Origin of the sequence: Clostridium aromativorans (assembly GCF_020908015.1) — a bacterium.
In the GTDB taxonomy this organism is placed as follows: domain Bacteria; phylum Bacillota; class Clostridia; order Clostridiales; family Clostridiaceae; genus Clostridium_B; species Clostridium_B aromativorans.
In genome coordinates this window covers 1-25,598 of sequence record NZ_JAJJPB010000016.1, presented here as the reverse complement: position 1 = coordinate 25,598, position 25,598 = coordinate 1, and the positions used below count along the sequence as shown (strand labels likewise).

Below are 25,598 nucleotides of genomic sequence, written 5' to 3'. Positions count from 1 at the left end.
TTTGTAATCAAATTGATTCTATTTATAATCAAAATTATCTATTATTGCTGCTTATTAAAATCAATCGATAATTTTTTTGCTTTTTTTACTACAGCCGATTGGCTAATTTTTAAAATTTCTGCTGCCTTCCTAGTACTTCCGCCTCTTTTTAACGCTTCTTTAATTAATTCCCGTTCAACATTTTGAATACTCTCTCTTAGCCCCAACTTGGATTGTGACATATCAGCTCTCTCTTCTTTCATCATCAATAAACTAGCTACATCATCTGGAGTAATAGAAGTATGTGGTTCAGAAATAATAACAATTCTTTCGATTATATTTTTCAATTCTCTAATATTTCCCGGCCAAGGATATCTTTGAAACACCGAAATAGCCCTTTTATCAATTACAACTTCTTTACTGTACTTGGTATTATAAATTTTTAAAAAATGATCTAATAAATCTAAAATATCACTCCTTCGTGAACGTAATGGTAAAATATGAATTGGAAACACATTTATCCGGTAATATAAGTCTTCTCTAAATGTTCCCTGCTTCACCATCTTTTTTAAATTTTTATTTGTTACGGCAATAATTCGCACATCTACGGGAATTGTTTTTTCTCCTCCTATTCTAGTTATTTCTTTCTCTTGAATAACACGCAACAGTTTCGCCTGTAAATTCAATGACATGTCTCCAATTTCATCAAGCATTAATGTACCTTTATCTGACAATTCAAACAAACCTATTTTTCTATTAATAGCGCCAGTAAAAGCGCCCTTTTCATAACCAAATAATTCAGATTCCAATAAATTTGCAGGAATAGCGGCACAATTTACTTTGATAAATGCTCCCTTATTACGAAGGCTCTTTCTAAAAATTTGATTTGCAACTACTTCTTTTCCCACGCCGGATTCACCAGTAATCAAAACGGTTACATCTAAAGGTGCAACTTTTGAAATCATCTTCAATATTTCTTTCATTTCTTTGCTGCTGCCTATAAAATTATTATTTAGCTGCTGCTTTCTCAAATGTTCAATTTCCTGTTCCTTCTTGGAGTTTATTTTTTCCACTACTTTAATTTTCTTTAGTGAAAGTTCTAATTCCCTTTGTATTCTTCTTAATTCACTAATATCCCGATCAATAACTACAACTCGCCTTACAGTTCCCCCATGGGAAAAAATAGGGCTTCCAGTTATAAGCATTTCCACGCCTTTTTTAGCTTTTCCTATTGAAGTAACAGTTTTTTTCTGCTTAATAACCTCTAGTGTGACAGCATTATAATAAACGCCCTCCTTAAGCAAGTCTTTCACATTTCTACCTATAAGCTTATCTCGGTTCAATCCAGTCATTTCTGTATAGGCTCTATTTACATACAATGTATTTCCCTCTCCGTCAGCAAAATAAATACCATCATATAAATTATCAACAATTTCTTCAAAGTCACATTTACTTATCTTTCCTATTTGTGTATCATCTTCCATATTTTATTCATCCTCCTAAGAATAGTTTATAAACACACCCTTCCTTATAAATTTTATTATATCAAATAATAAAGATAAAATATTTAACCTTATAACTAGCATAAAATGGTATATTTAACTGCTGAAGGATTATATTTTGTAAAATAGTTGAACCAACCTCTGATAGTAGGATTTATCATCGAAGATGTAATTGACATTGACTATTTTATTATTTAACTGTATTATTAAGTTATCTAAAATATAGCTCATCATTATACTATTTAAATGAATAATATTCACCTATAAGGAGAAACATATATGTCAATATTTTCATATCAAATTTTTGATGCTGTGGCAAAGCAACAAAGCTTTTTACGAGCGGCTGAAGTTTTGAATTTAACTCCATCGGCTGTTAGTCATTCTATATCCTCACTGGAAGGTAAGATGGGTTTCCCACTATTTTTACGAAGCAGAACTGGCGTAAAACTTACAAGCGAAGGAGAACTTATGCTTATACGTATACGTGCAATTCTAAGCTGCGAAAAACAGTTGCAGCAAGAAGCAGCACAAATTAACGGACTGGAAAAGGGAACTGTAGTAATTGGTACCTTTAGCAGTGTTTGTACCAATTGGATTCCCGATATTGTAAAATCTTTTCACAACTTTTATCCAAACATTGATATCAATATTATGCAAGGGGATTATGAAGATGTTCTGCTCTGGGTAAAAACAGGTGTTGTAGATATTGGCTTTGCTACTCTGCCTGTTAAAGAAGATCTTACGGAAACGCCTCTGTATATGGATAGACTTCTGTGTATTACACCGAAAAATTTTAAACCTGTTCATTTTAAATATGTCACCATTGATGATATAAGGGATCATCCCTTTATTTTGCAACAAGAAGGTTATAATTCAGACACCATTTCTTTTATTAAAAAATACAATTTATCTATCCGCCCACAATTTTTCATAGAAGATGACCAATCCATCATTGCAATTGTTGAGAGTGGACTTGGTATAAGTATTGTTCCAGAATTAATTCTAAATAAAGTGCGATGCAATGTAAATATCTATCCAATAGTGCCAAATGAGTTTCGTACTATTGGACTAGTAACACATAAAAAACAATTACTTTCTCCCGCAACTTTAAAAATGTTTGATCATATTGTTTCATATATTAAAAGTATAATAAAACAAGATAACATCATTTGAAACGATACTATCTTGTTTAGTATAAAGGATATTTTATAATTAAAATGTGTAGTATAAATTTTAACCTATAAATTTAATCGTTTTTTAACATTATTCAAAGCTTGATCTAAGTCTTTGATAATTTCTTCTGCTTCTTCAATTCCTACCGATAGCCTAACCTGCCCATCTGCAATCCCAACTGCTTCACGTTCTTCTCTGCTCATAGAAGCATGACTCATTGATGCTGAGTGCTGGATCAGTGAATCGACATTACCTAAAGAAGTTGCTAAACTTATCATTTTCACGCTATCCATCAACATTTTTCCTGCTTCAAATCCACCGCGGACATTGAAGCTCATCATTCCTCCAAAATCTTTCATTTGTCTTTTCGCGATCTCATGACCTGGATGAGATTTTAGTCCAGGATATAATACTTTTTCAACCATATCATGGTTATCTAAAAATTCGGCTACTTTTCTGGCATTTGCACAATGCCTATCCATTCTAGCACCTAAAGTTTTAATACCTTTAGAAAGTTCTGCTGCATCTGCAGGTGACATAATTCCACCCATAAACTTCATAAACTCGGCATCTATTTTATGAATTAATTTTTTATTTCCTACAATTGCTCCGCCCAAAATATCTCCATGTCCATTCAAGTATTTAGTTGTTGAATGCAGCACAATGTCTGCACCCAATGAAAGTGGATTTTGCAGATATGGTGTTGCAAATGTGCTGTCAACATACAGTAATGCTCCACCCTCATGTGCTATTTCCGCCGCCCTCCTGATATCTGTAATTCCCAAAGTTGGATTACATGGTGTTTCAATATAAACAATCTTCGTATTAGGTTTCATTGCTTTTTTAATGTTTTCAATATTATCACCAGTTGTTGAAACTGTAGTTGCTTCAATTCCAAAACGAGGAATAATGTTTTTAATAAAAGCAAAAGTTCCTCCGTAAACAGTATTACCAGCGACTAAGTGATCGCCAGTATTTAAATTTGCAAGCAATGATGTAGTTATAGCACACATTCCTGATGCAGCCATTAAACACGCTTCTGCATTTTCCAAAGCTGCTATCTTACGTTGTACAGCATCTACTGTCGGATTTGCATATCTAGTATATGCATAAACTCCCTCTTCATCTCCATAACCTGCAGCAATTGCTTTTTCAACATTTTTCATTACAAATGTTGAAGTACGGCAAATCGGAGCAACATGCGCGCCAGTAGCTGGATCTGGTTCACTCCCTACATGTATTGCTCTTGCGTTAAACAATAGTTTTTTTGTATCCATTATTTACCTCCTCTTCTAATACTTTTTTATCAAAATATTTCACATATACTTATTTATCTGCCCAGTTTTTTAATTTTTAGTAGAGTACGTAATATTTTTATGCAGCTACTTTATTTATAATATATATCCATTTTATAGGTTAGTAAAGTTCATTATATTCACATTATAAATGAATATATTTCACTTTTAGTAGGTTGAGATCAAGCCTTAATTTATAATTATAAAATAATTTGAAATTAAATGTCTATTGATTAACCATATATTTTTTGCTATTATTTTAATATGAGTAAAATAATAACACAGTTTTAAGTTTTATAGGGTTCCGCAGTTTGAAATTTATGACTGGTCAGGTCCAAGATGAAACACACAACTTATTGTGTTCACGGAGGGATAAAAGCCCGGGAGATATTTCATAATATCAACCGGAGCTTTTTTATTTTTTACATTTATAGGGAGTGAAAATTATGAAATGGTTAATATTATTCATTGCAGGTTTATTAGAAGTTTGGTGGGCGATAGCATTAAAATATTCACAGGGATTTACAAAACTTATACCAAGTATATTTACAATAATAGGAATGATAGGAAGTTTCTATTTTTTATCATTAGCACTAAAGACTCTTCCCTTGGGTACAGCATATGCAATCTGGACAGGAATTGGAACTATTGGTACTGTAATCTTCGGAATAATATTATTTAGAGAGCCTATTAATATAATTAGGATAATTTGTATTGGCTTTATAATAGTGGGTATATTAGGATTAAAGCTTGTATCCCCACATTAATAAGCTTTTTGCCATTATATAATTTTTCATAGTCTGAGTGAGTAAGAATAAATAGCAATGCTATGACCTTATTTTTTTAAATAATTTTTTAAAATAAGTCTGCACTGGAAGCAATTTTCCTCTGCGATACATCAGGAAAAATATAGCAATAAGGATAAGCAGACTTGCTAAAGCTATCCAGACAGCCAGATATTTCAGAAAAATATTTGGCTGCATCGTAACAGTAAACACACTCTGTGGTTCCATCGTAAAAATGAGATAGCTGCCATCCGCTTTATAAGCTTCTTCTTCCCAACCAGAACCCTTTTTGACCCAAATATGAATTTTACCACTTGTTTCGGATGCAAGATATCTAAATTTGATTTCCTTTGCATTGCCGTCATGCAGGCCGTTGACCGTCACCTTCCAGGACTCCAGGATACTCTGATCATTTACTGAAATCATTTTGCTTTTCGTTTCTGCTTTAGACAGGTTAATGACTGCGCCCTTCTCGAAAGAGGACTCCGCTATAAGAATTGGGCGTGCAGGTTTCCCTCGAGTCTGCTTACTGGCAATAGCAGTAACCAGAGGGTCATACTCCGCTTCAAATGTCTCATTAAAAGTCAAATTGCTGTAATCATAATCAGGCCATTTCGCAGAATACCCGGATTTTGGTTTGATCTCAGGCAGCATCCTGGTAGAGATGGACTCCCCATAATGAAAGGGAATCACAGCTATTTCCCTACCGTCCACCAGAAAGCGGAGTCTTAGATTTTTAAATTCAGTCGGCATGTCTTCTGCCATGATAAAATTACTGTATTCCTGAGGAACTGCTTTTCCACTATAGCTTATTCCGTCAATCCCATTCCACTGATTTCCAACAAAATAGTTATTAGTAATGTTTCCGTCACCAGCTCCCGCAATAGATCCCAGGTATTCTCCGTCACTGTTTATTCGAACAAAAGCATAACAGTTTTCAATATTTTCTCCCGAACCTGCAATTCCTCCAACATAGCTTTTTCCGGAAATCTCCGAGAGAGCATAGCTAAGGCGAACTGTGGACAAGGAACTGCCAGCAATGCCTCCTGCATAATCGCCATCAGTGCTTTTGATATTGCCATAGTTTTGGCAGCCATATACAGTTCCTAAATCTGCTTCTCCTGCAATTCCGCCGGCGCAGTTCTTTTTTGCAGTAATCTCTCCTCTGTTATAGGATTGATAAATGACAGCTTTTGTTTTGTATACAAAATTCAGTGATTTTGTTCCAGTAGTTTGAGGATTGAGAACATCATTCTCCCGGTCAAATTCATAAAATATTGACATGGAACCCGCTATCCCACCTGCAGAAACATCTCCGCTCACAACACCGGTGTTTTCAGAGAAGGCAACCTTTCCTTCCTTAGCATCGGCCAGTTCTTTATCCGAAATGTCCTGAAAAAGGTTGGCATCCTCCTTTTGTTCATTGGAGCTGGCTAATTCTTCACCAATATTATTCATCTCCGCAGTAATCGCTTTTAGATCATTTGTTACCGCAGTGCCTGCATCTGCCGCAAGGTTGTTTATTGTTTCAATGCCGGAGGTTATTTCAGAAAGGGAGTCATAAAGCTGATCCAGATGATTAGAATAGGATTCATCAGGAACTGGAAGCTGAATAATCGGCTCTTCTGTCAATTCTGAAATAATTTGCTCCATTTTTGCAGAGGCATCACTTAAATTGGCAAGTGCCGAAGACAGGTTGTTTGATGCGTCCTTAAAAGATCCAAGACCTTCACCAAGATCATTACTTGCCTTATACATTTCATTAAAAGCATCACTAATTTTCTCGAAACCTTCGGTCACATTATCAACCGCCTCATTAAAAGACTCCAATGCAGAAGCCATCCCACTTGCAAAACCATCAAGATCGATTGATGGTAAAGAATTGCTAATAACAACGGACAAATCGGCACTGATCTGTGAAAAAGCTGTAATGAGCTTCGCAGTACCGGAAGACAAATCGGCAAGCGCCTGATTGAGTTCATCATAAGCTTCAGGATCTTCTTCGCGTATTTTTTGTAGCGCAGTCACCGCATTCTGAAGGGCGGAATTCATCTCTTGAGAAGCAGACTGAGCACTAGCCAGAGCATTTTGCAGATCTTCCAAGGCAGCTTTTCTTTCGTCCTCGTTTGGTGCTACTATCAGTTTATCAAAAGCTTCAACAACTTTATCCGAAGCATCCTGAAGCTTATCTGCACCATCTCCAAATTTATCGAAAGCATCCGATAAATCCTCCATGGCCTCAGCTGCCTTGGAACTGCTTCCCCGCAGGCTTTCAAATCCATCTGCAGCATTTTTCGCAGCAGCCGACATGTTGTCCGCTGCATTTTCAAGCTGTTCGAAAACCTGCTCTGATTTTGCCAGGGAATTTGTTATTCTCTCGCTTGAGTTATTAATGGACTCACTACCTTCCGAAATCAAGTCGGTTGTCTGATGGGCAAGAGTGTTTGTTGTCGCCAAAGCACTGTCAATGGCTTTCATAGTATCAGTAATCTGATTCGATATGGAATTTGAGCTGCCGTGTACATCGTCCAGCAGGTTGTCAAACAATCTTGACATTTTCTGCAGGTGGCTTCCTACTTTTTGAAAGGTATCCTCTGAATATTGAAGAGAAAGGTTCGGCTCCATCTGCCCCACAATACCGCCTATATTTTTACGGCCCTGGATTTCTCCCTGGTTGCTACTGTTTGTAAGATAACCATTTTGTCTGCCTGCAATACCACCTACATTATAGCCCACATGGGGATAACCTATTTCCCCGGAGTTTTTGCAATACTGTATTATTCCAGAAGAATGCCCAGCAATTCCGCCGGCATCCATATAACTTCCCGGCTCATTCAGCAAATCACCTGTACCAGCTTCCGATGTTTGATTTCTGGAAGCATCAGTTCCCACACCAAACTTTGGAAGAATATCAGAATTACTGTTCTTAGAATCGACAGTCGTGTTGGGAGTACGCTTTTGCGTATAGACCGCATTGATTTTGCCTTTATTGGTTGAATAAAAAACGGAACCTAAATTCTTACCTGTAATGCCGCCTGCCCAGCGATCCGATGTAACAGTAGCTGAGGAGCTGCAGCCTTTGATTGTTCCTGTTGTTTCATTCACTCCCGCAATACCTCCAACAGACTTGCTCCCCACAATGGATCCTGAAAAAGAACAATTCAGTATTTCTCCGTAATTGATCCCGGCAATTCCTCCCAATTCCTGCTTGCTTCCAGATGGCTGGATGATTCCCGATACATTTAAATTAATAACTTTGCCGCTGTTCTGTATATATCGAAATACGCCCTGTACAGAGCCTGCTTTTGTAATCTTCAATCCGCTGACTGTATGCCCGCCACCATTGAAAGTCCCTCCAAATGTAGGAATGGCGGCAAATTTACTGTTGGAAATATCCAGGTTACGCTTCAGGTATACTGTTTTCCCCTGCGAATATGTATCCAAAGAACAGTCATTGCCGAGTTTGACAAGATCCTTCACGGAATTTATATAGATGACTTTTTCGTCCTGTGCTGCCATTGCAGGAATACCGGCAATATTAATAAATATTGCAATAATTATCAGTAAAGCTGCAATTCTCTTTTTAAGTTTCATCCTGATTTTTCTCCTCCTGTGCTGTACTTTCGGTTTCATCAATATGCTCTATTGATGTATTTTGGCTGTCAATCACCGCATCAATTTTTCCTTTCAAGTCTCCCTTGATGTTGGCATTTATCATACCTGAAACATAACCTCTAATATGCCCGTTCAGACGCACATTGCCACTTTGAACTTTTTGATAAGTATCCACTTGTAGTGTGAATCTTGTTTTTTCGATAATAATATCACCGAGGAGCAGTATCTGAGGCAGAACAAATAAAACAAGAAAAATGGAGATGATTGTTCCCCTCCCAAGACAGCTGCCTATGGCAGAGATAACAGGATCCGAGCTGAGGAGACCTATCAAAATTCCAGTTGATGAGAGGATGGAACCCGACGTCATAATCGTCGGGAAAGCCCCATTGACTGCCTCGTTGATTGCTTCTGAAATCGACATATGCTTCTTTGCCACAAGATATCTGTTTGTTATAAAAATAGCATAGTTGATGGTGGCCCCCATCTGAATCGCTGAAACAATCAAATAGCTTATAAAATGAACACGGTTATGGGATAATGCCTGGATCGCAAAATTAATCCAAATGCTTCCCTGAATCGTAGTAACCAAAAGTATGGGTAATCCTGCAGATTTGAATGTGAACAGCAAGACAAACACAACAAACAGTAGAGTCAATACAGATATAACTATATCGTCAACTTCAAATGAGGTTGCCAGATCATGATTATTAATTGACTCTCCTACGAGAAAAGTATTTTCCTTGTAAAATTCCGATACCACCTTCCGTACGGTCGGCAGATACTCAAAGGTTTCCTTACTGTCTTCCGGCAGATCCAGTTTAATAACCATTCGAGAATAATTTTTCCCCTGCAGTTGTTTTGTTGCCATTACAAGCTGCTTATGGATTTCGTATAGATTTTCTCTTGTATCGGAAGGTAGTGTCACATAGCCTTCCTGAACCTTTTGATATGCATACATGAACATTTCATAAAGTGTTACACTCCGATTGTTAAACTCGTTTACCAGATACCCGTATTCTTCATGCTCGAGGCTATAAGCTGCATAAAGCAGCCTTGTATCATTAATGTCCATATTTGTAAGTTCAGCAAACATTCTCGGAGTCATCTTATCCGTCAGCACATAATCGCCTACTTTTATATTTCCAAGACCCGTAACTGCTGTAACATGTTTTATTTTGCCCAGAGCCTTCAGCAGCTCTCCCTCTTTTTCATAATTTCCGGAAGGAACAACCACTGCCAGGATATTCGGCTGCCCGAAAGTCTCTTTTATTTTATGATCAGCAATCTGTGTTTCGTTTTGTCTAATTGTGGGGATGTCCTTCTGACCAAAGGCAAATTCAGTCTGACGGCTTAGATAAAAAGTTGTAATCAGAAGAGGTATGAACAACAAAGGCACAACGTACCTCGTCTTGTTAGCCAGCTTTCCGATAAAATCTATTGCAGGTACAAAGTTCCGATGGCCGGTTTTGTCAATTCCTTTATGAAAAAGCATGAGTAAACCAGGCATTAAGAGAAGAACGCTCACAAGACTGCATGCAATGGCCTTGATCATGACAATTCCCATATCATAACCGAGCCGGAACTGCATAAACATGAGAGCAGCTAAACTTACAATAGCCGTAAGACTGCTGGAGCCAATTTCTATAGCACCCTTGCTCAGCGCTGCAATGGTGGCTTCCCTTGGTTCTTTCGTCTCTCTTTCTTCTGTATAACGGTGGCACAGAACAACGGCATAGTCAATAGCAAGGGCCAATTGCAGCACAATTGCTATAGCATTTGTAATGAAAGATATTGTGCCTAATAAATAATTGGTTCCCATATTCAGAACAGCTGCAACAGCAAATACAATTATCAGAACAGGAATTTCCATATATGTCTTGGAGGTAAACAGCAAAACCCCCAAAATGATTATAACCGCAATCACAAGTATAGAGGTCATTTCCTTTGCCAGGATTTTCGCATTATCTACACCCACAGTACTCGATACGTAAAAATCATATCCTGAAAGCATTTTCCTAATCTCGGACATGGCATCAATGCTTACTTTATCCTTTTCCTGTCCATCAAATGTAATATCAAACAGGGCAGATGCCGATTTGAAATGCTTGCTGCTGTTATCGAAATCAACAGAAGAAACCCCTTTGATTTCCTTTATCTTTTTGCTGATTTCTTCCGCCTGGTCATAACTGATATTGGCTACCATTACGCTGGCTGTACCAAATGTAGTAAATTCTTTGTGCATTACGTTCAGGCCAAGACGTGTTTCCGAATTAGCCGGTAAGTAGGTAGTGATATCATTGTTGATTGAGACTTTGGGAATTGAAATAATGCAGTAAATTATGGCAACAATAAACAACAGAAAAAAGCCCTGCCGTTTATCGACAATAAATGTTGAAATTTTCTTCATAATATTATTATCTTGTGATTTATTTTCCATTGTAATATCCTCATGTCTCATTCTTTATTTCCAATTTCCTACTTTCATCAATAAAAAAGTAATTGTTTTTCATGCGTTTGCAAATTTATAGACAATAGCCTACTCCTTTTAATAATAGAAGTAGACACAAATTTTATCAAGAATCAAATAAAAGATTTTGTCTATATTTAGACAAATTAGATTAATCCGCAAAATTATGAAACAATATATACAAAATGAATGAATTCTGCGATTATCGAGCCAATTAACATAATCTACAAGTTGCTATTTTAACGCATCAAGAGATTCAAATACTTTTCCACATATAAATTAAATTCTGTTTTTATAATTTTAAATTATGTATACTCTTCAAATATCTTCCTAAAATGATATCCATAAATAGCAAAGGTAATTGCCAAGTCGAATACTTTGGGCCGCTTGAACATGCATCCAAAAAACAGCTTCCAGTAATATTTCCTTTCTTTTCCAAATAAACCAAGGTAAACATTTGCTTTAAGAAATGCCTCTATCTCGCTTAAGCCAATGTGCCGCTTGCCAAAGTTACTTGGACGAAATTCATTTAGAAAATTAGTAACACGTTCGTAATAATGTTTTGGTGAGTATAGCGTACTGACAACATACTTGTAACCACTAATTAATTCTTTGAGATTCATTGTGGGCTTAAAATTAATTGATAAGCTTGTGTTGTTGCCAGAAAATCCTTCTTCAATTCTTCCTTCTTTTTTCAGCCTTTTGTAAAGTAATGTTCCTCTTGGTGCATTCAATAAACCTACCATAGCTGTTACAATACCTGTGTCCTGAATAAACCTGATCATTTTTTTAAATATAGTCTTGTTGTCGCTATCAAAGCCTATAATAAATCCTCCCTGTACCTGAAGACCGTTACGCTGTATTTTTTTCACGCATTCCTCCAGATTGCGGTTTTTATTCTGAAGTTTGTTGCATTCAGTCAGGCTTTCTTCACTGACTGTTTCTATTCCTATGAAAACTGTTTTAAATCCAGCTCTAACCATTAAGTTCATAAGTTCGTCGTCATCAGACAGATTTATAGAGACTTCCGTAAAAAAACTGAATGGATAATCCCTTTGCTCCAGCCATTCTATAAGAGCTGGTAAAACTTCCTCCTTAAGCTTTTTGCGATTGCCTATGAAATTATCATCAACAAAGAAAATTGAACCTTTCCATCCCATTTCATATATGGCATCAAGCTCACTGATAAGATGTCTAACCGGTTTAGTTCTTGGAATTCGTCCGAAAAGTGTTGTGATATTACAGAATTCACAATTAAACGGACATCCTCGTGAGTATTGGATGTTTAAAGTTGAATAATTACTCATATCAATAAGATTCCACAGCGGAGCTGGAGTTTGTGTCAGATCAGCCCATTCATTAGTTGTATATATATGCTTCGGGCAATTGTTATCCAGATCACGAAGAAATTCTGGAATAGTCAATTCTCCTTCACCTAATACTAAATGATCAACATCATCAAAATCCTGATATTCGCTGGTAAAAAGAGGTCCACCTGCTACAGTTTTAACTCCAAGTTTTTTGCATCTGCTTATTAACTCCCTTGCGGATTGCTTTTGTATAACCATTGCACTTATAAAAACAAAATCCGCCCATTTAATATCATCGTCCTTGATCGTTTTGACATTCATATCAATTAGTTTCTTATCCCAGGCAGCAGGAAGCATTGCAGCAACAGTTATCAGTCCCAGGGGGGGAAACGCTGCTTTTTTGGATATAAATTTAAGTGCATGATTGAAACCCCAGAATGTTTCCGGCGACTTCGGATAAGCCAATAGTATCTTCATAAATATCACCTGTCTTTCGCTAAATATTATGGACATATTCTCTTCTCACTAGATAGCAGACCAAGCCAGCATCAATAACTATTACACACATTTTAAAAAATGTTTCATCATTTTACCATTTTATGCTAGTAAATTATTTATTGATCTGTTATTTACTTATATACATATATTTATTATACTTTTCTGTTTAGAACCATGCAATATTCAACTTAATTAAGTTTTGGCCTAATTGTACCAGACTATCTCAAAGCAAACAAAATCTATTGATATCATAGTATATTTTGAAAATGCCAGTATTAATCCCACCTTACATCTTTACATTTGGATTAACATACTGACCGTGATTTTTAGTTTTGTTTCCATATTGGATCGCAAACTTTGGGCAGCGGTGTAAGCACCCAAGACAAAGGGTACACTTTTCCTTGACCCATACCGGCCTTCCCTCCTTCATTTCAATAGCCGTAACCGGGCATTTTTTCGCACATAGCCCACACCCGATACAGCTATGCTCAACTGAAAAATATTTTGTCTGACGCTGCTTCTCATATTGCGGGTAAAATAATTTAACTGCGACCATAGGCATCTTTCGACGGCTGAAATCTCCAATAACATTCTGTTTGATCTTTTGGGTCGCATCCGCAATCTGCTTCTCGGCTTCATAATTGATTTTCTCTATTTTCTCTCTATCAGTAAGATCAAAGATAGGAGTCCACGTATCAGGCATCTGCACACTAAATTTTCCGTCTAAGGACAATCCTTTTTTTCTCAGAAACCCATCGACCATATGACCGGTCTGTCCGGTTGTGGTTCCGAATGTTGCAACATGATAGATGTAGGGATGGTGCAAATTCAGCATACGCAATTCCAGTTTTTTAAGGAACTCACATACAATGGAAGGCAAGCCCCAGAAATAGGTGGGTGTTATAAAACCGATTCTTTCTTTATCCTTTACCTCAAATATGAATTCCTGTTTTTTTACACAATCAGTGATTGCAACGGGTTCCTCCTTCGTTTCTGCCGCAATTTTCAAAGCGACATATTTGCAGTTTCCCGTTGCTGAAAAATAAAAGATCATATTCTTACCCTCCTTATTTCCTTAATATAGCACCAAAATGATGAAATTATTCAATCAGGGAAACCATATCTGCAGCTATTCAATGATAATTACATTGCTGAAAATTTCACGATTAGGGTATGAGGCAGAACTTTCGCCAGTAAGTGGTAAAATTCATAAAAAGCACCTTGCGTATAGGAAGCCTTTCCCTTCTTTGCTGCTGCCAGCGATTTCGACGCAAGTTTTTTAACATTCACTTCCGGTAAAAAATTAGAGACACCAGTATGACTTGTGTTTCTTGCGCCAACATTCATTTCAGTGTTCATCCAGCCTGGGTGAACTGCACAAACATTGATACCGCGCGGCTTCAATTCCTGTCGTAAACCTGTGCAAAAGTTCATTAAATAAGCTTTTGTTGCACTATAGACATTTAAATGCGGATTTGGTGCAAATGCTGAAGTTGAACAAGTTTCCAGAATGATGCTGCCCTTTTTCATATAGGGCAGGCAAAGATGGGTTACTGCTGTAGAGCCTTTAACATTTAGATCACACATAGCTATTTGGCTTTTTAGATCTGCTTCATCAAAATTGCCGCGTGTGACAACACCGGAATTGCTGATGAGCAGTTTGATATCTGGATTATTTTCTTCAAGAATTTTACCAATACATTGTAAAATTTTCTAGTTTGAAGCTCTTCACAACTCCTCGGTCGCGTAACCGATAGCATCCTGTATGGTACATGAAAGTTTTCGATCCGTTTTCTCGTACCTTCAGGATTTCTCCCGCAAGGTCAGGCTGCATATAAACTTGTGAATAATTTTCAATTGAAAAATAATAGACAATTGCAAGCTTTTGTACTTCATTGTAGACTAAGATACAAATATTATCAAGAATCAAAAATACGCTTTTGCCCAAATTTAGACAAAATCATGAAATCTGCAAAAAGGTATATTTATGAAATATGATATTACGAAAAAAGTAACGAAAGGAGCAAAACAAACCTTAGACACCTTTTCTGGTACTATGTTTGAGCTGCTCTCGACGAAAGCCTTCGATAAAATCTTCTATAAGTTTTTTGTATTTATTGCTCTTATTGAGTTAAAGATTGCAATCAACGCAACTCCCATATCTCCAAATACAGCTTCCCACATTGAAGCTATTCCCAATGCACCTAATACGAGAAATATTGCTTTGATCCCTAATGCAAATACTACATTTTGATATACTATACCCTGAGTTCTTCTTGCAATTCTTATTGCAGATGCTACCTTAGATGGCTCATCAGTCATGATCACAATATCTGCAGCTTCAATGGCAGCATCTGATCCAAGCCCACCCATTGCAATACCTATATCTGCTCCTGCAAGTACTGGTGCATCATTTATTCCATCTCCAACAAATACAATCTTTCCTTTAGGAGATTTTTTCATCTCTAAAGATTCAATCTTATCTACTTTATCAGCTGGTAACAACTCTGAATAAACTTTATCCAGACCTAATTGCCTTCCAATTTTATTGCCAACAGCTTTTAAATCTCCAGTAAGCATTATCTCTTTTTTAACGCCAAGAGATTTAAGATCTTTAATTGCATTTAGTGAATCTTCCTTAACCTCATCAGCAATTACTATATTACCTGCATATTTTCTATTTATTGCAACATGAACTACAGTATCTATGGTATCAACATCATTATATTTAATATTCTGGTTTGCCATAAACTTAGTATTGCCAATCAGAATTTCTCTATTGTTTATATTAACTTTGATGCCCTGCCCAGCAATCTCCTGATAATTTTCAATTCGGTTTTTATCAATTTCTTTATTATAAGCACTTACAATTGAGAGAGCAATAGGATGATTTGAATAACTTTCTGCATATGCTGCACTTTCTATTAACTCTTCACTTGAATAATCATTTTGTGGATTTGTTCCTGTAACCTTGAATATACCCTTAGTTAATGTACCTGTCTTATCAAAAACAACTGCTTCAACATTATTCAATGCTTGGAGGTAGTTACCACCTTTTACTAATATTCCTCTTTTTGAAGCTCCCCCCATACCACTGACAAATCCCAACGGAATTGAAATTATTAATGCACAAGGACAGGATACCACTAAAAATATTAAAGCTCTATAAATATAATCAGAGAAGGTTGCTCCCGGAATAACCAAAGGTGGTATTATTGCAAGTGCTAAAGCGCCAAATACAACAATTGGAGTATAGTAACGCGCAAATTTTGTTATAAACTTTTCAGTAGGAGCTTTTTTGCTGCTGGCATTCTGAACCAAATCAAGAATCTTTGCTATAGTAGATTCCTCATATTTTTTTGACACTTCAACTGTTAGGACACCATTCTCATTGATAAATCCACTTAAAGCATCTTTACCAGGTTCCAATTCAAATGGAACTGATTCACCTGTTAACGCAGACGTATTAACCATTGAAATTCCTTCTATGACCTTACCATCAAGAGGAATTTTTTCTCCTGGTTTTACAACAATTATCTCTCCTACACCTATCTCCTCAGGTAATACTTTTTTCAATTTACCGCCAACTTTAAGATTTGCATAATCAGGTCTTATATTCATTAACTCACTGACTGATTTTCTGGAACGGTCTACAGCCATATCCTCAAGCAATTCACCTAACATATAGAACAGCATAACAGCTACGCCTTCCGGATACTGTCCAACACAGAAAGCACCAACTGTAGCAACACTCATAAGAAAATGTTCAGTAAATACCCTGCCTTTAGATATCTCCTTTGCTGCCTGTAAAACAACATTTCTTCCAACTATAATATAGCTTATTAAGAATATAGTCAGTTCAAGCCAATTTGGGAGCTCAAAAATCATTCCTACTACAAATAAAGTACCACCAATCACAAGTTTTATTATTACTCTTTTACGATCTTCATCGTCATCATTATTATTTTCATTTTCAATACCTTTTTTTGTAGAATAAGACTCAATAACCCTAATTTCTGGCTCTATATCTTTTACTATTTTAGTTACTTGATTTATAATTTTAGTTTCTTCATCTTCGATTTCTAGAACTAATTTTTTTGATATGAAATTTATTGAAGCTGACTTTATACCTTTTATCTTTTTAATTTTATTTTCAATTTTTCCTGCACAAATTACACAATTCAAACCTTGAAGCAAAAATTCTTTTTTAATCACAGAATTCATAAAAGTCTGCCTTCTTTCTAAAAATTTTTTGCTTATTTTTCATTAACATGAGCTAAACATTGATTAAATATTGGCTTGATATGTTCATCGTCCAGTGAATAGTACACAATTTTTCCATCCCGTCTATATCTAATTAATTTTGACTGTCTCAATATCTTAAGATGATGGGATATTGCAGGCTGACTCATATTCAATACAGCAGAGATATCGCATACGCACATTTCAGATAATATCAGCGCATTAATTATTTTTAGCCTTGTAGGGTCACCTAATACTTTAAAAAATTCTGCCATATTAAATATTGAAGTATCATTTGTAATTTTCTTTTTAACCATGTTAACTACATTATCATGTATAATTTTTACATCGCAAACTTCAATATTTTCATTATCATAATTCATAGTTTATTTTCCTCCTATATATGAACATATAATTATGTATTTATATGTATTATAATTTAAATATTTTGGATAGTCAATAATATCTTCGATTTGTTAAAATATAATAAAATGGAATTGACAATTCCATTTTATATTCTATAATATAATTATAAATTTTAATTTAAATTACAGTTTTTTATAATTTGAAAACATGCTATTAAATATACATATTTATTCATACAAAATTAAGAAAGCCTAAAAATAAGTAAGTATATTAAAAAAATTTATAGAGGAGGGCATGAAAATGAAAAGCAAAACTTATTACGTTACCACACCAATTTATTATCCATCAGCAAAGCTACATATAGGAAATACATATACTACTATTGCAGCAGATGCACTTGCTAGATTTAAAAGGTTAACAGGATACGACGTAATGTTTTTAACCGGAACAGATGAACATGGTCAGAAAATTCAAAGGCTAGCTGAAGAAAAAGGAGTTACACCAAAAGAATATGTAGATGTAATAGTCAAAAGCATACAAGATTTATGGAAAATAATGAATGTTAGCTATGACAAATTCATAAGAACTACGGATGATTATCACATTACTACAGTTCAAAAAATTTTCAAACAACTATATGATCAGGGAGATATATACAAGAGTTATTATAAAGGCTTATATTGTACCCCTTGCGAGTCGTTTTGGACAGAAACTCAGTTGATTGATGGAAAATGTCCTGACTGCGGAAGACCTGTTGAAATGGCCCAGGAAGAAGCATATTTCTTTAAGATGTCTAAATATGCTCCAAAATTAATAAATTATATAGAAAGTCATCCCAAATTTATTCAACCTGAAATAAGAAAAAACGAAATGTTAAATAATTTCTTAAGACCTGGTTTGCAGGATTTATGTGTATCAAGAACTTCATTCAACTGGGGAATTCCAGTAACATTTGACGAAAAACATGTCATATATGTATGGATAGATGCATTGGCTAATTATCTTTCTGCATTAGGTTATGCAACCAATAATGATAATCTCTATAAAAAATATTGGCCTGCAGATGTACATATCGTTGGCAAAGATATTTTGAGATTTCACACCATATATTGGCCAATTATATTGATGGCATTGGATCTTCCCCTCCCCAAGCAAATATTTGGGCATGGATGGCTTTTAGTTGACGGAGGCAAAATGTCAAAATCAAAAGGAAATGTTGTGGATCCCGTAGTTTTAGTCAATCATTTCGGTGCTGATGCCGTTAGATACTTTTTGTTAAGAGAAATACCTTTTGGTTCTGATGGCCTGTTCAATAATGAAATATTTATTAAAAAAATTAATTCTGACCTTGCAAATGATTTAGGAAATTTAGTATCTAGAACCTCATCCATGATTGAAAGATATTTTAGCTCAACTATTCCTGAACCTAGTGAAATGGAAGATATTGATTATGGACTTATAAATATGGCTATCGAAACTCCAAAGAGAATAGAAAAAAGCATTAATGAGCTTAAAATATCAGAGGCTTTAGACAAAACATGGGATCTAATTTCCAGAGCAAATAAATATATAGATGAAACTACTCCGTGGATTCTGGCAAAGGATGAAGCTAAGAAAAAAAGATTAGGTACAGTATTGTATAATTTAGTTGAAACATTAAGAATAGTGTCAGTTTGTATTTCATCATTTTTACCTGAAACGAGCAAGAAAATAAATAATGAATTAAATTTAAAATTGATTAGCTGGGAAAGTGTGTCATCTTTTCACGGAACAAAGGTAGGAGCAAAAATAAATAAAGGTAGTTTACTATTTCCAAGAATTGACGTTGATAAAAAGATAAAAGAATTAAATAAATTAAAGGAAATGCAATCATAAAATTATTTAATTTGACATAGTAGAAATAGGGCATTAAGTAGATGAACCTACTGTAATGCCTTATTTATTAAATCAATATTTTCTTAATTAATAAGTTTTTCTAATATATTCATCGATCCTTGCTACTGCTTCTTGCAAATTTTTATCTGAATTAGCAAATACCAGACGTAAATAGCCTTCTCCCATTTCACCGAATGCAGAACCTGGAACTACTACTACTTTAGCTCCTCTTACAAGTTCCTCCGCAAATTCCTGCGAAGTTTTACCAAAGGATTTTATATTAGGAAAGGCATAAAAACTGCCAGGAGATTTTTTACAAGTTATGCCTGGAATATTATTTAATCCATCTATTAAAATATCACGACGGCGTGCATAATCTTCAATCATTTTTTTCACTGCAATTTGTGATCCATTTAAGGCTTCTATTCCTGCTTTTTGTATAAATGTTGGTACACATGAGACCATTCCTTCTTGCAATTTAGGCATATTTGATATTATATTTTTATCTGCAACTATATACCCAAGCCTCCAACCTGTCATTGCATATGATTTAGAGAAGCTGTTAATTACAATAACTTTATTACGAACTTCTGGAATTTCAGCCATACTGAAATTTTTATAACTATCATAAACAATTTTGTCATATACTTCATCAGAATACACTAATAAATCATATTTTTCCACGATTTTAGCTATTGCTTCTATATCTGATTTATCCAATACTGAGCCAAGAGGATTACTGGGAGAATTAAGCACAATTGCTTTTGTTTTTGACGTTATTGCCTTTTCAATGTCTTCAGGTTTTATTTTAAAATCATTTTCTTCATAAATCGGAACAGGTACAGGCTTTCCTCCAGCTATCATTACTTGTCCTACATAATTTGGGAAACCGGGATCTGGAACTATAACTTCATCCCCGGAATTTATAGTAGCAAATAAACTCAATGTTAGTGCCTCTAGTCCACCTACCGTTATTATTACATTTTCAAAAGTATATTCCTTTGAATATTTTTTATAATAATCAGCTACTGCTCGACGTAATTCATCCATACCTGCATTTGGACAATAATGAGTATAGCCATCATCGATAGCCTTTTTAGCCGCCTCTTTAATGTTGATAGGGGTATCGAAATTTGGTTCCCCAAGAGTAAGTTTTATCACATCATCATATTGTTCAGCTAAATCAAACATTTTTCTAATTCCTGATGCAGGATAATTTATGGCTAATTCAGATAAATGTTTCATATAAAGACCTCCTTCTAAAACATAGTTTTTTTGATATTTCAAAATACAGCAACATAGCTAGAAATTTTCCCGTAAAGCCCGTAATATTTCACTCATTATTTTCTCAAATGCTATAGGTAAATAATTTACTGAATCACTGGTAACAACTACCAAAGATCCTTTAAACTCCGGAGGGGTAACACATCCTACAGGACAGCTATTTAGTAAAAGCAAAATGTCGTATCCGCCTTTCTCCCAACAGACAAATTTTATATCTTCTGCAGCACTTTTTAACTGCTCTAACAAAAAAGCTGTATTTATATGCGGATTACAATTACCACAAAATTTTACCCCTACTTTCTTAATCAATTTCTTTTTCTTCTTTTTTCTCAATCCTAATTCCCGCAATTTTCAATGCACATTGCTTCTTATGTTCCAAATTAGATAATCTAGAATACATAACCTTTTGAGCCTGTGGTGAACCTGCACCATGCATACTTTCCACTAATGCTGTTCCTCCAGTCATATTCTCTATTAGCCTGGCAATTCTCATACGGTCTTCTGTAGGAACAGAAGATATTCCCTTAAGATATTTTCTTATATATTTACCAATCTCAGGATTATCAAGATCAGACTCAGATGGCATTGTAGCTACAATACCCCCTGCTATATCTTGAGCAATTCTGTCAATATCGTATATCAGCTTTGTTACATTATGCTTACTAACATTTGCAAGTAAAGGATCTACAAAATATGCACCAGAAGCAGTGGGCTTTCCTTCAGCTGAGCAAGCTATTGAACATGCATAAAGTGTCTCAGCCATATGAATCATTTCATTAATTTTATCCTTAATATGCCCTGCCTTGCTATAGCCACTATAATCAGCCATAACTGCTGATGCACCTATTACAACGTCAGATACTCCGCCCTTACAACCTCCATAATTTTGACGGTGATAGCAAGCAAATCTCTCCACTAAGACACCTGCGAATTCAGTTTCTCCACACATAAATACTCTATTCCAAGGAACAAAAACATTCTCAAGCACTGTGAGGCATTCACCACCAACAATGCCATACTTTGCATTACCCTGATCTATATCACCTTCACATTTCCTGTCATCATTTGTCTGCCTACCAAAAATATGAATGATACCTGGCGCATCTACCGGCACTGCACAACATATTGCATAATCCTTATCTTCCTTTTTCATTCCCATAGTGGGCATTATTAACATTTCATGAGAATTGACCATACCTGTCATATGTGCTTTAGCCCCTCTAATTATTATACCTTTATCATTCTTACTTACAACATGAACAAAAAGATCTGGATCTGCCTGCTGTGATGGACGTAGGCTACGATCTCCTTTAGGATCTGTCATTGCACCTGCAACCATTATATCATTTTCTTGCACATAAAGAAGAAACTCCTTGAAACGTTCATGATAATTAGTTTCCAATTTTTTATCCATTTCATAAGTCACAGAATACGTCGCATTCATAGCATCAAAGCCAACACATCTTTGATAGCAGGTACCCGTTTTCTGAGAAATCATTCTCAACATTTTTACTTTTTTAATTAAATCATCTACACTTTGATGAATGTGAGTAAAACGGTTAATCTTTTTACCAGTTAAATGCGAAGTTGCCGTCATTAAATCTTCATACATTGGATCATCTGCAAGATCATAAGTTAATGCTGCTGCATTAACATGTCCACGTATAAACGGATGGTCAATTACCTCATTACTGTTTAATAGTTTTCCTTTAACGTAAACTTTAATATTACGTTTTCTTAAACTGTCTTTATATTCTTGTCCCGTCATCATCTCAATCACCCCTTTTTAACTACTTTATCCAATTTGCTTTAATTTTTTGCCATTTCGCATCACGCTGTTTTGTAATAATTTCTATATCTTTTTCAGTTAAATGTGAAAAACGTCCCTGCTTTTTTAAATAATCTTTTATTGAAGTAAATTCTCCAGGATTTTTATTAACAGTAAATTCTCCATTTTCATATTCTGCTAGAAACCACAAACCACAGTCAACAGCATCTTTAGCTAAATCAATTGTCAGATCAGATGGAGCTCCCCAGCCTGTTGGGCATGGAGTGAAAATATGGATAAATGAAGTTTCAGGACAGTTCTTTGCTTTCTCCAGTTTATTTAAAAGATCCTCCGGATATCCCAGACTTGCTGTTGCAGCATATGCAATATCATGAGCTGCCATTATTTCGAACATATTTTTCTTTGTACTCATACAACCGTGAATATTCTTACCTGCAGGAGTGTTTGTAGTTTTGGTTCCGTAAGGAGTAAGCCCACTTTTTTGAACACCCGTATTCATATATGCTTCATTATCATAGCAAATGTAAGTTATCCTTTCCCTGCGGTCAACAACTCCTGATAAGGACTGTAATCCTATATCTGCTGTCCCACCATCTCCAGCAAACCCTATTACATAGTAATCTTTAAGACCAAGGGCTTTAGCACCAGCTAATATTCCTGACATAACCGATCCCGTCCCCGCAAAGGGTGGAATTATAGCATTACAAAAGAATGGGAAATGAGGATATATAAAACCAACAGTTGACATACAGTTAGGTGGTACTGCAGCAAAAGTTCTTCTACCAAAAACCTTTAAGGCCAATCGTATCGCCAAACTTGCCCCACAACCGCCGCAGGCTTTATGTCCATAAAAATATTCTTCATTAGTTAAACTCTTTGCATTAACGGTCATAACTTTCACACCTCAACTTTATAAATTCTACATTATTTATTTCATTTTTATTATCCTTTTGGAGAAGCTTTTCAAATATCTCCTTGATGTCACCTTTCGAAATGTCACGTCCTCCAAGTCCCCCAATAAAATTATAAGTTTTAGGCACTTTATCAAGAATAGTTAATGATGAATTCACATCTGAGAAAACTGCTCCTTCATAACCAAAACTTATATCCTTTTCAAGCACCCCTACTGCCTTCGCATTGCGTAATATATCGGCCACTTCCTTTTTGGGGAATGGTCTGACACATCGCAATTTAAGTAACCCAACCTTTTGTCCATTCCTATTCATCTCATCCACCACAATTCTTGCAGTTCCCGTTACACTTCCCAAAGTAACCAGAATAGCATCTGCATTCTCACATCTGTAGCTTTCAACTACTCCACCATAGGAACGGCCAAATTTTTTCTTAAATTCGCTGTCAACAGATTTTATCTTTCCAATAGAATTTAAAATTGCATAATTTTGTTGATAACGGAATTCCATATTCCAGTTTGGCCCTGCTGTAAAACATGTACTCTTAGGATCTTCAAGATCCATTCTATTATCATAATCTTGATAAGGTATAAAACTATCTACATCAGACTGTTCTGGAACTTGAACCAGTTCATAAGTATGAGTTAGTACAAATCCATCAAGATTCACCATAACTGGAGTCATTACTTCAGGATCTTCTGCTATACGGTATGCCTGAATAATTGTATCTAAAGCTTCCTGTGAATCCTCAACATAAAATTGAATCCACCCAGACTCAAGCTGGGAAAGGGAATCCCTCTGATCTCCATATATACTCCATGGCGTTGCCGTAGATCTATTAGCATTCATCATTACAATTGGCAAACGAGAGCCACTGGCATAATGAAGACACTCACACATATAGAGAAGTCCCTGGGAAGATGTAGCTGTAAAAGTTCTAGCACCAACTGAACTTGCTCCTATACATGATGACATTGCACTGTGCTCTGATTCAACATATAAATACTGTGCGTTCAAAGATCCATCTTCTACATAATCGGATAATCTTTCAACAACAATTGTCTGTGGTGTAATTGGGTAAGCTGAAATAACCTGTGGTTTAGCCAGCTTAACTCCAAGGGCAACTGCTTCATCACCAGATATAAACTTTTTATTACTCATATTCTCCCTCCTCCTTCATACTTACTGCATTAAATTTACATACTTTTGCACAGATACCACAGCCTTTGCAGTAGTCATAATCAATTTCTAAAACATCACCTGATTTATCTATTGCACCATCAGGGCAAAGCATAAAACATCTCAGGCATTTTACACATTTATCAGTATCTATTACAGCTCGAAAAGTTCTCATTCCAGAACTTACTTCCGTTAAGTGCCCAGAATAGGATGAAGGCCCTAATGGATATTCGCCTATTTTTTTAGGCGGATTAAACGGTTCCACTTTTGGTTTATTCAATTTATACTTCCTCCTTTACAGAATCATATGCTTTAAGCAGTACCTTTTTATTCTTTTCTCTTATAGCTGGCGACAGCTGAGAGTCGATAGAATCATATGCAGCCTCCAAACTTGTAAGTCCAGATGCTGCCAATAGTGCACCTAACATAGGAACATTTGTAATAGGCCTCTTTAAAATTTCCAAAGACAATTCAGTAGCATCAATAGTTACCACCTTAAATCCATGCCCGGCAAATTCCAGAGCATCCTTTTTAGAGTTCACAACTAAGATCCCGCCGTTTTTTAAACCTTTTATAACTGATGAACCATATAATGTTTCATCTAAAACCACTACATAGTCACATTCCTCAACCTGGCTTCGATCAAAAATTTTACTATCGCTAATTCTTGTAAAAGCTAGAACAGGAGCCCCTCTTCTTTCAGGTCCAAAAGATGGAAATGCCTGAGCATATTTGCCATCATGAATTGATACAGCATGTCCCAGCAGTCTTGCAGCAGTAAATGCTCCTTGTCCTCCTCTTCCATGCCAACGAATTTCAATCATAAAATATCTCCTTCCTCGTGTTATGCATATTAAAAGACATTCTCTATAAATAAGACATAACGTTTATATTAATTCCATTATACAGAATTTATAATTCCATAATAACATAAATCCCGTATTTTTTCTATACCTTTTTACGTTTTTATCTAATATTTCTAAAAGCGTACTAACAAATTAGTTTAAGTTTACAAAATTTCATTAAAACAGTACAGAATTTAAATTTACGTAACGGGTATTTTCCTAAATTCATGTATGTTGAGCAATCGAACCTATCATAAAAAAAATAAGCATAGATATCTATCACTAATATGATAACTATCTATGCTTATATTGTATAAAATCTAGATACGTCCCTAGTAATTCAAAAAATCACTATAGGTAACTTCTATATTTCTCAACAGTTCCTGGTTTAATAATTAGTATATTCCCTGTGCATACATTGCATCTGCCACTTTTACAAATCCGGCAATATTAGCTCCTGCCAGCAGGTTATATCCAAATCCG

General features: G+C 35.5%; 19 protein-coding genes, 1 pseudogene and 1 riboswitch. Of the genes and pseudogenes, 3 read left to right on the top strand and 17 right to left on the bottom strand.

The window, feature by feature from the left end; genetic code table 11:
• Positions 1-41: 41 nt before the first annotated feature.
• Both LN736_RS12190 and LN736_RS12185 read right to left on the bottom strand, forming a co-directional pair.
• Positions 42-1,463 (bottom strand): sigma-54 interaction domain-containing protein, encoded by a 1,422-nt coding sequence (locus LN736_RS12190; RefSeq protein ID WP_229981621.1) that lies wholly within the window; start codon positions 1,461-1,463, stop codon positions 42-44.
• Between the two features lie 95 nt (positions 1,464-1,558).
• Entirely contained in the window at positions 1,559-1,660 is a 102-nt protein-coding gene (locus tag LN736_RS12185) for a group II intron maturase-specific domain-containing protein (RefSeq protein WP_179977794.1), read from the bottom strand.
• Between the two features lie 100 nt (positions 1,661-1,760).
• On the opposite strand from LN736_RS12185, the gene LN736_RS12180 reads away from it, so the two are divergent.
• The gene (locus tag LN736_RS12180; RefSeq protein WP_229981620.1) at positions 1,761-2,654 is read left to right on the top strand and encodes a LysR family transcriptional regulator; all 894 of its coding nucleotides are present in this window, start codon (positions 1,761-1,763) and stop codon (positions 2,652-2,654) included.
• A 65-nt stretch (positions 2,655-2,719) separates the two neighbouring features.
• On the opposite strand, the gene LN736_RS12175 is transcribed toward LN736_RS12180, so the two are convergent.
• Complete coding sequence (locus LN736_RS12175) at positions 2,720-3,931, bottom strand: trans-sulfuration enzyme family protein (protein WP_179977796.1); 1,212 nt, start codon at positions 3,929-3,931, stop codon at positions 2,720-2,722.
• Positions 3,932-4,234: 303 nt separating this feature from the next.
• Positions 4,235-4,338, top strand: a riboswitch (guanidine-I (ykkC/yxkD leader).
• Positions 4,339-4,395: 57 nt separating this feature from the next.
• On the opposite strand from LN736_RS12175, the gene sugE reads away from it, so the two are divergent.
• On the top strand, positions 4,396-4,716 hold the full coding sequence (gene sugE, locus LN736_RS12170) for a quaternary ammonium compound efflux SMR transporter SugE (protein ID WP_179977797.1): 321 nt from the start codon (positions 4,396-4,398) through the stop codon (positions 4,714-4,716).
• 60 nt (positions 4,717-4,776) lie between these two features.
• On the opposite strand, the gene LN736_RS12165 is transcribed toward sugE, so the two are convergent.
• The 7 genes from LN736_RS12165 to LN736_RS12135 form a co-directional block, all read right to left on the bottom strand.
• Positions 4,777-8,328 carry a GLUG motif-containing protein gene (locus LN736_RS12165; RefSeq protein WP_229981619.1) on the bottom strand — a complete coding sequence of 1,184 codons (3,552 nt, stop codon included), beginning with the start codon at positions 8,326-8,328 and terminating at the stop codon, positions 4,777-4,779.
• Positions 8,318-10,807 (bottom strand): MMPL family transporter, encoded by a 2,490-nt coding sequence (locus tag LN736_RS12160; RefSeq protein ID WP_326839085.1) that lies wholly within the window; start codon positions 10,805-10,807, stop codon positions 8,318-8,320. Before LN736_RS12160 ends, LN736_RS12165 begins: the two co-directional genes overlap by 11 nt.
• Before the next feature lie 314 nt (positions 10,808-11,121).
• Entirely contained in the window at positions 11,122-12,639 is a 1,518-nt protein-coding gene (locus LN736_RS12155) for a B12-binding domain-containing radical SAM protein (protein WP_407647162.1), read from the bottom strand.
• 271 nt (positions 12,640-12,910) lie between these two features.
• A complete protein-coding gene (locus tag LN736_RS12150) occupies positions 12,911-13,678 on the bottom strand; it encodes an EFR1 family ferrodoxin (protein WP_179977799.1) in 768 nt (255 codons plus the stop codon).
• Between the two features lie 89 nt (positions 13,679-13,767).
• Positions 13,768-14,313: an SDR family NAD(P)-dependent oxidoreductase gene (locus tag LN736_RS12145; protein WP_326839086.1), complete on the bottom strand. Its 546-nt coding sequence runs from the start codon at positions 14,311-14,313 to the stop codon at positions 13,768-13,770.
• Between the two features lie 408 nt (positions 14,314-14,721).
• On the bottom strand, positions 14,722-16,848 hold the full coding sequence (locus LN736_RS12140; protein ID WP_268253872.1) for a heavy metal translocating P-type ATPase: 2,127 nt from the start codon (positions 16,846-16,848) through the stop codon (positions 14,722-14,724).
• Positions 16,849-16,880: 32 nt separating this feature from the next.
• Positions 16,881-17,249, bottom strand: coding sequence for an ArsR/SmtB family transcription factor (locus tag LN736_RS12135; protein ID WP_229981618.1), 369 nt, complete (start codon positions 17,247-17,249; stop codon positions 16,881-16,883).
• A 283-nt stretch (positions 17,250-17,532) separates the two neighbouring features.
• Between LN736_RS12135 and metG the strand changes: the two are divergent.
• A pseudogene (gene metG, locus LN736_RS12130) lies at positions 17,533-19,101 on the top strand (methionine--tRNA ligase); the annotation flags it as partial.
• Positions 19,102-19,194: 93 nt separating this feature from the next.
• Here the strand turns inward: metG and LN736_RS12125 are convergent.
• The 7 genes from LN736_RS12125 to LN736_RS12095 are packed head-to-tail and all read right to left on the bottom strand — an operon-like array spanning position 19,195 to position 25,094.
• Entirely contained in the window at positions 19,195-20,352 is a 1,158-nt protein-coding gene (locus tag LN736_RS12125) for a pyridoxal phosphate-dependent aminotransferase (RefSeq protein ID WP_229981617.1), read from the bottom strand.
• 57 nt (positions 20,353-20,409) lie between these two features.
• Positions 20,410-20,724 (bottom strand): hypothetical protein, encoded by a 315-nt coding sequence (locus LN736_RS12120; RefSeq protein WP_229981616.1) that lies wholly within the window; start codon positions 20,722-20,724, stop codon positions 20,410-20,412.
• The gene (locus tag LN736_RS12115; RefSeq protein ID WP_268253870.1) at positions 20,693-22,162 is read right to left on the bottom strand and encodes a 4-hydroxyphenylacetate 3-hydroxylase family protein; all 1,470 of its coding nucleotides are present in this window, start codon (positions 22,160-22,162) and stop codon (positions 20,693-20,695) included. Before LN736_RS12115 ends, LN736_RS12120 begins: the two co-directional genes overlap by 32 nt.
• A 19-nt stretch (positions 22,163-22,181) precedes the next feature.
• Positions 22,182-23,072 carry a thiamine pyrophosphate-dependent enzyme gene (locus LN736_RS12110; protein ID WP_229981615.1) on the bottom strand — a complete coding sequence of 297 codons (891 nt, stop codon included), beginning with the start codon at positions 23,070-23,072 and terminating at the stop codon, positions 22,182-22,184.
• Entirely contained in the window at positions 23,062-24,252 is a 1,191-nt protein-coding gene (locus tag LN736_RS12105; protein WP_229981614.1) for a transketolase C-terminal domain-containing protein, read from the bottom strand. Before LN736_RS12105 ends, LN736_RS12110 begins: the two co-directional genes overlap by 11 nt.
• Entirely contained in the window at positions 24,245-24,550 is a 306-nt protein-coding gene (locus tag LN736_RS12100) for a 4Fe-4S binding protein (RefSeq protein WP_229981613.1), read from the bottom strand. The genes LN736_RS12105 and LN736_RS12100 overlap by 8 nt, the downstream gene beginning before the upstream one ends.
• Position 24,551: 1 nt before the next feature.
• Positions 24,552-25,094, bottom strand: coding sequence for a 2-oxoacid:acceptor oxidoreductase family protein (locus tag LN736_RS12095; RefSeq protein ID WP_229981612.1), 543 nt, complete (start codon positions 25,092-25,094; stop codon positions 24,552-24,554).
• Positions 25,095-25,598: the final 504 nt, after the last annotated feature.

Excerpts from the sequence above, each read along its gene's own strand:
- LN736_RS12115 (WP_268253870.1), bottom strand. The coding sequence starts at position 22,162 with ATGATGACGGGACAAGAATATAAAGACAGTTTAAGAAAACGTAATATT.
- LN736_RS12140 (WP_268253872.1), bottom strand. The coding sequence starts at position 16,848 with ATGAATTCTGTGATTAAAAAAGAATTTTTGCTTCAAGGTTTGAATTGT.
- LN736_RS12125 (WP_229981617.1), bottom strand. The coding sequence starts at position 20,352 with ATGAAACATTTATCTGAATTAGCCATAAATTATCCTGCATCAGGAATT.
- LN736_RS12185 (WP_179977794.1), bottom strand. The coding sequence starts at position 1,660 with ATGTCAATTACATCTTCGATGATAAATCCTACTATCAGAGGTTGGTTC.
- LN736_RS12135 (WP_229981618.1), bottom strand. The coding sequence starts at position 17,249 with ATGAATTATGATAATGAAAATATTGAAGTTTGCGATGTAAAAATTATA.
- LN736_RS12165 (WP_229981619.1), bottom strand. The coding sequence starts at position 8,328 with ATGAAACTTAAAAAGAGAATTGCAGCTTTACTGATAATTATTGCAATA.
- LN736_RS12095 (WP_229981612.1), bottom strand. The coding sequence starts at position 25,094 with ATGATTGAAATTCGTTGGCATGGAAGAGGAGGACAAGGAGCATTTACT.
- LN736_RS12175 (WP_179977796.1), bottom strand. The coding sequence starts at position 3,931 with ATGGATACAAAAAAACTATTGTTTAACGCAAGAGCAATACATGTAGGG.
- LN736_RS12155 (WP_407647162.1), bottom strand. The coding sequence starts at position 12,639 with ATGTCCATAATATTTAGCGAAAGACAGGTGATATTTATGAAGATACTA.
- LN736_RS12110 (WP_229981615.1), bottom strand. The coding sequence starts at position 23,072 with ATGACCGTTAATGCAAAGAGTTTAACTAATGAAGAATATTTTTATGGA.
- LN736_RS12190 (WP_229981621.1), bottom strand. The coding sequence starts at position 1,463 with ATGGAAGATGATACACAAATAGGAAAGATAAGTAAATGTGACTTTGAA.
- LN736_RS12105 (WP_229981614.1), bottom strand. The coding sequence starts at position 24,252 with ATGAGTAATAAAAAGTTTATATCTGGTGATGAAGCAGTTGCCCTTGGA.
- LN736_RS12150 (WP_179977799.1), bottom strand. The coding sequence starts at position 13,678 with ATGATCTTTTATTTTTCAGCAACGGGAAACTGCAAATATGTCGCTTTG.
- LN736_RS12180 (WP_229981620.1), top strand. The coding sequence starts at position 1,761 with ATGTCAATATTTTCATATCAAATTTTTGATGCTGTGGCAAAGCAACAA.
- sugE (WP_179977797.1), top strand. The coding sequence starts at position 4,396 with ATGAAATGGTTAATATTATTCATTGCAGGTTTATTAGAAGTTTGGTGG.
- LN736_RS12160 (WP_326839085.1), bottom strand. The coding sequence starts at position 10,807 with ATGAGACATGAGGATATTACAATGGAAAATAAATCACAAGATAATAAT.